At 68.8% G+C, this 5,628-nt stretch carries 4 protein-coding genes; 1 reads left to right on the top strand and 3 read right to left on the bottom strand.

Annotated features, from left to right (window positions below; all coding sequences use genetic code 11):
- Positions 1–263 precede the first annotated feature (263 nt).
- Complete coding sequence (locus OS124_RS0106745; RefSeq protein WP_193372567.1) at positions 264–1,742, top strand: capsule biosynthesis protein; 1,479 nt, start codon at positions 264–266, stop codon at positions 1,740–1,742.
- A 10-nt stretch (positions 1,743–1,752) separates the two neighbouring features.
- Here the strand turns inward: OS124_RS0106745 and OS124_RS0106740 are convergent, their stop codons facing one another.
- The 3 genes from OS124_RS0106740 to OS124_RS0106730 all read right to left on the bottom strand — a co-directional run.
- Positions 1,753–2,706 (bottom strand): class I SAM-dependent DNA methyltransferase, encoded by a 954-nt coding sequence (locus OS124_RS0106740; RefSeq protein ID WP_010138667.1) that lies wholly within the window; start codon positions 2,704–2,706, stop codon positions 1,753–1,755.
- A 316-nt stretch (positions 2,707–3,022) separates the two neighbouring features.
- Positions 3,023–5,047: a M3 family metallopeptidase gene (locus OS124_RS27730; protein WP_010138666.1), complete on the bottom strand. Its 2,025-nt coding sequence runs from the start codon at positions 5,045–5,047 to the stop codon at positions 3,023–3,025.
- Positions 5,044–5,628: HesA/MoeB/ThiF family protein (locus tag OS124_RS0106730; RefSeq protein WP_010138665.1), on the bottom strand; the 585-nt coding region annotated here is incomplete at its 5' end. The genes OS124_RS27730 and OS124_RS0106730, both read right to left, overlap by 4 nt.

The following is a 5,628-nucleotide window of genomic DNA, read 5'->3' as shown; positions in this document are numbered from 1 at the left end:
CGCCCGGCCCCTGCCGCCCCTGCGGCGCCCGGCCCTTCGCCAGCTCCTAAGCAGATGCAGGCGCGACCTGCCCCGCCTGCCGAACAGCGCGCGGCGGCGGCCCCGCTTCGCCCTGTTCCCGCCACGCACAGTCCCGATACGCCCGGGCCCGAAGCGCCCGGTCCCGAAACGCCCTCGGAGGCCGCGCCCCGGCCCCGTGTCGAGCCCTATGCGCCCCAGGGCCAGGGGCAAGATCAGGCCCCCCCCCGACTGTGTCACAGGCCGTGGCGCAGACCCAGCCCGCCCCCCAGGGTCGCGGCGATCTGGACGCCATCCGCAAGGAAGGGCTGACCGGCCGTCAGCTTCGCATGGCGCGGCGGGTCGCGCAGAAACACGGCCTGGCACCGACCTCGGATTTCGACGCGGTGCGCCTGCTGCGCGACCGCGGCGTCGATCCCTTCCAGCGGGCCAACATGCTGGAGGTGATGCCCGAGAACGCCCGCAAGGCCGGAGAGGACTCCGAAGAGCGCGTGCAACTGCCGCAGACCGTGCCTGCCGGTCGGCAGGCGCAGCTGCCCTCGACCGAGGTCGGCCCGCGCGGCATCAGCCCCTCTGAGCGGCGTCAGCGCGAGATCATGGAGATCCAGCGCGACATCTCCCGCCGGCGTCGGCGCAAATCGCTGCAACTGATGGTGCGGCTGGCCTTCTTCGTCATGCTGCCGACCCTGCTGGCGGGATACTACTACTATCGCGTGGCGACACCGATGTACGCCGCGACCTCGGAGTTCCTGATCCTGCAGGCCGATGCCACCACCGGCTCGCCCCTCGGCGGGCTGCTCTCGGGCACCCAGTTCGCCACCAACCAGGACAGCATCGCGGTGCAGAGCTACCTGCAATCCAAGGATGCCATGGTGCGGCTGGATGCCGACACCGGCTTCGCCGCGCATTTCTCGCAGGAAGGCATCGATCCGATCCAGCGCCTGCCCGAAGCCGCCTCGACCGAGGCCACCTACAAGATTTACAAGAAGTACGTGAAGATCGGCTATGACCCCACCGAGGGCGTGATCAAGATGGAGGTCGCCGCCGCCGATCCCGCCGTCGCCGCGCAGTTCTCGACCCAGCTGATCGCCTATGCCGAAGAGCGCGTCGACGAGCTGTCGCGCCGCAAGCGTGACGATGCGATGAAGTCGGCCCGCGAAAGCCTGGAACAGGCCAAGGAAGAACGCCGGGAAGCACAGGAACGCCTTGTGCGGCTGCAGGAAGGCACCGTGGTCGACCCCGAGGCCGTGATCGGCACCCTGCGGACCCAGATCTCGACCTACGAGCTGCAGCTGCAGGAGAAAGAGCTTCAGCTCGCCGCGCTTCTGGACAATGCCCGCCCGAACCAGGCACGGGTGGACGGGGTGCAGGCCGATATCGACCGCCTCAACGCCCTGCTGGACCGTCTCAACGCCCGGATGACCGAAGCGCGCAGCGACGGCCTTTCACTGGCCGCCGACACGGCGCAGGTGCAGATGGCCCAGGCCGACCTGGCCACGGCCGACCTGTTCCTGCAATCCGCCCTGCAGAACGAGAAGCAGACCGAGCTGGAGGCAAACCGCCAGGTGCGCTACCTGACCACCTCGGTCCGCCCGGTCGCGCCGCAGGATCCCAGCTACCCGCGGGCCTTCGAGAACACCATCCTGGTCTTCCTGATCCTCTCGGGCGCCTACCTGATGATCTCGCTGACCGGGGCGATCCTGCGCGAGCAGGTCTCGAGCTGAGGAACCGGCCTCAGGCCGGGACCATCTGCGCTTCGTCGCTCTGGTCACGCGCCCATGGGCTGCGCTCCAGCGTGGCCACGACGCAGAAGGCCGGTACGTCCTGCCCCCTGTCCCGGCGCAGCACGCAGCCCTGCATGGTGATCCCCTGGAAGCCCGCCTGGTCCAGCACCTCCCGGACATAATCCGGCGCATGGGCAAAGCGCCGGCTGCTGCGCAGCTCGACCGGGCGGCTGCCCTCTTCCATGGTGAAGGCGATGCGCCCTCGCGGCAGCAGCGCCCCGGCGCACCAGCCGACGATCTGCTCAAGCGCGCCCAGGTAGTTGAAGACATCCGCGGCGCAGATCAGGTCGTAGGTCGGACCGACAGGGGCCAGCTGTCCCAGGTCCTCCTTGCGCAGCTGGTCGTAGATCCCCTTTGCGCGGGCCTCGGCCAGCATCCCGGCCGAGATATCGCAGCCGCCCAGCCAGTCGCAGGCCGAACGCATCTCCTGCCCCATCAGCCCGGTGCCGCACCCCATGTCCAGCGCCCGCTCGGCCCGGACGAACCCGGCCCCGCGCAGCGCCGAGGCCAGCAGCTGCGGCCCCCGGTAGGACAGCTGATCGACCAGCGAGGTCTCGAACCGCGGGGCGTATTGATCGAAGAGCAGTTCGACAAAGGCCGCGGGCATCATCTCGGCCACCGGCACCTGCAGCTGCAGGTCCAGCTTCAGCCCCGCCCCGAAGGGATCGCCGGGATCCAGGGCGACGGCGCGCCGCCAGGCGTCGCCTGCCAGGTCCGGCGCACCGGCCTGGTCATGATACTCGCCCAGGCGGAACCAGCCGGCAGCCCAGTCGGGGGTGATCTCCAGGGCAGAGGCCAGAACCTCGATCGCCGCGGCAATGTCGCCCGTGTCGGCCATGGTGGCCGCATAGCAGGCCCGGCGATCCGCCAGCGGGTTGCCCGATGTGAATGGCTTTGCAACCATGTGTCGTACTTTCGGTGAGCCCGCTTGATCAGAAATCCGCAGCGCGGGACGTCACTGCGCCTGAGCTGCGCAGCGCTCTGCCGCTAGGCCCGGCGCGGAAAACTGTCAAGATGGTTCGCGACAGGCCCCCGGCCCTGCCAACGCGAAGACCACCCTCCACGGCCATCACGCCCGCGTCCTGCCCATCCTGAGGCCGGAAATACTGCGGGGGTGCGGGGGCAGAGCCCCCGCTTCCTTCTACCTGTCGCCTCCGGCGACGGGGGGCAGAGCCCCGCCTCCATCGACGTCTCGGAGCGAAGCCACGACCGGCAGCGACCTACTCGGCCGCCAGACCACGTCCCTTGAGCAGCGCTTCCGGTCCCGGCATCCGGCCGCGGAAGCGGGTGTAGAGCGCATCCGCCTCGACCGAGCCGCCCTTGGACAGGATGTTCTCTTCCAGCGATTTCGCCATGACCGGATCGAAGGCGCCTCCGGCTTCCTCGAAGGCCTCGAAGGCGTCGGCATCCATGACCTCGGACCACATGTAGCTGTAATAGCCCGAGGAATAGCCATCGCCCGAGAAGACATGGGCGAACTGCGGCGTCGCGTGGCGCATCACGATGGCCCGCGGCATGCCAAGCGCATCCAGCACCTCCTGCTGCTTCTGCATCGGATCGGCGGGCGCCGCGCCGTCGTGGAACTCCAGGTCCACCAGCGCCGAGGCGGTATATTCGACCGTGGCAAAGCCCATGTCGAAGGTGGCGGCGCCCAGCACCTTCTCCAACATCTCCTGCGGCATGGCCTCGCCGGTCTCGACATGGGTCGCGAAGCTCTGCAGCACCTCCGGCACCTCCAGCCAGTGCTCGTAGAGCTGGCTCGGCAGTTCGACGAAATCGCGGCTGACCGAGGTGCCCGAGACCCGTTCGTAGGTCACGTCCGACAGCATCTGGTGCAGCGCGTGTCCGAACTCGTGGAACAGCGTGCGTGCATCGTCATAGGACAGCAGCGCCGCCTCGCCCTTGGCGGGCTTGGTGAAGTTGCAGACGTTGACCACGATGGGTGCCTGCGCGCGCGGCAGCTTCGCCTGCGACCGGATCGCCGAGCACCACGCGCCGGAACGCTTCGAGGCCCGCGCGAAGTAGTCCCCGATGAACAGCGCGACGTGTTCCCCGTTCCGGGTCACTTCGAAATGGCGGCAGTCGGGATGGTAGCCGGGCAGAGAGACCTCTGCGAACTCCAGCCCGAAGAGTCGATTGGCGCAATCGAACGCCGCCTCGATCATCCGGTCCAGCTGCAGGTAGGGCTTCAGCGCGGTCTCGTCGATGTCGTGCAGGGCCTTGCGCCGCTTCTCGGCGTAGTAGCGCCAGTCCCAGGGCTGGAAGGGCAGTGCCTCGCCATCAGCGGTCAGCATCGCCTCCATCTCGGCCTGGTCCGACAGGGCTGCCGCGCGCGCGGGCTCCCAGACCTGCATCAGCAGGTCGCGCACGCGGGCCGGGGTGCCCGCCATCTCGGTCTCAAGCTTGAACTCGGCGAAATTGCCGTATCCCAGCAGGGCCGCGCGTTCCTCGCGCAGCTTCAGGATCTCGGCGACGATGGCGCGGTTGTCGGTCTCACCGCCACCCGCACCACGCGCGGTCCAGGCCTCGAAGGCCTTCTGGCGCAGGGCGCGGTCGGGCGAGAACTGCAGGAAGGGCACGATCAGCGAGCGCGACAGCGTCACCACTGGGCCCGGCAGATCGCGTTCCTCTCCGGCGGCGCGGGCGCCGCTGGCAAGGAAGCCGGGCAGCGGCGCCAGGTCGGCCTCTGACAGCTGCATGGTCCAGCTGCGCTCATCCGCCAGCAGGTTCTGGGTGAAGGCGGTGCCCAGCTCGGCCAGCCGCCCCATGATTTCCTTCATCCGCTTGGCCTTGTCGCCGGTCAGCGCGGCACCGGCGCGCAGGAAGCTGCGGTGCACGAGATAGAGCAGCCGCGCCTGATCGGCATCCAGACCCAGTTCGTCGCGGGTCTCCCAGAGCATGGCGATGCGGGCGAAGAGGTCGCGATTGGCATGGATGTCCGAGAAATGCGCCGCCAGCTTGGGCGAGAACTGCCGCTGCAGCGCCTCGCGCGCGGGCGTGCTGTCGGCCCCGGCCAGCGCGAAGAAGGGCGCCAGCACCTTCTCCAGCCCCTCGCCCGAGGCCTCGAGCGCAAGGATGGTGTTCTCGAAGCTCGGCGCATCGGCATTGTCGGCGATATCGGCAATCTCGATCTCGTGGGCGGCCAGCGCCTCGTCCAGCGCCGGGGCAAAGTCCTCGTCCGAGATCTTGTCGAAGGGCGGCAGGCCGAAGGGGGTCTCCCATGCGGAAAGCAGCGGGTTGGTCATCTGGTCACCTCGTCAGTTGCGCCGCAGACGGGGCAGCCGGGCCGCCGCTTCAGCGCGATTTTCCTCGTTTCGCCCCAGAGGGCGTCGTAAATCATCATCTCGCCGCGCAGGGGGGCGCCCGCGCCGGTGATCAGCTTCACCGCCTCGCCGGCCATCATGGCACCAACGACGCCCGGCAGAGGGGCAACCACGCCCGCCTCGGCACAGGAGGGCGCAAGGCCCTCGGCCGGGGCCTCGGGGAAGATGCAGGCATAGCACGGGGTCCCTGACGCGGGATGAAAGACCGACAACTGGCCCTCCCACTGCGACAGCGCGCCCGAGACCAGCGGTTTGCCCGCCGCGACGGCGGCGCGGTTGGACAGGTAGCGGGTGTCGAAATTGTCCGAGCCGTCGAGGATAAGGTCGTAGTCCGCCAGAAGCTCGGCCGCGATGGCGTCATCGAAACGGCGCTTGTAGGGGCGGATCTCGACATGGGGGTTCAGCGCCTTGAGGCGGCGGGCGGCGGAAAAGACCTTGGGATCCCCGACATCCGCATCCCCATGCACCACCTGCCGCTGCAGGTTGGACACCGAGACCTCGTC

Origin of the sequence: Oceanicola sp. S124, assembly GCF_000220565.1 — a bacterium.
Classification (GTDB): domain Bacteria; phylum Pseudomonadota; class Alphaproteobacteria; order Rhodobacterales; family Rhodobacteraceae; genus Pseudooceanicola.
This window is presented reverse-complemented; position numbering and strand designations above follow the sequence as displayed.

Excerpts from the sequence above, each read along its gene's own strand:
- OS124_RS0106740 (WP_010138667.1), bottom strand. The coding sequence starts at position 2,706 with ATGGTTGCAAAGCCATTCACATCGGGCAACCCGCTGGCGGATCGCCGG.
- OS124_RS27730 (WP_010138666.1), bottom strand. The coding sequence starts at position 5,047 with ATGACCAACCCGCTGCTTTCCGCATGGGAGACCCCCTTCGGCCTGCCG.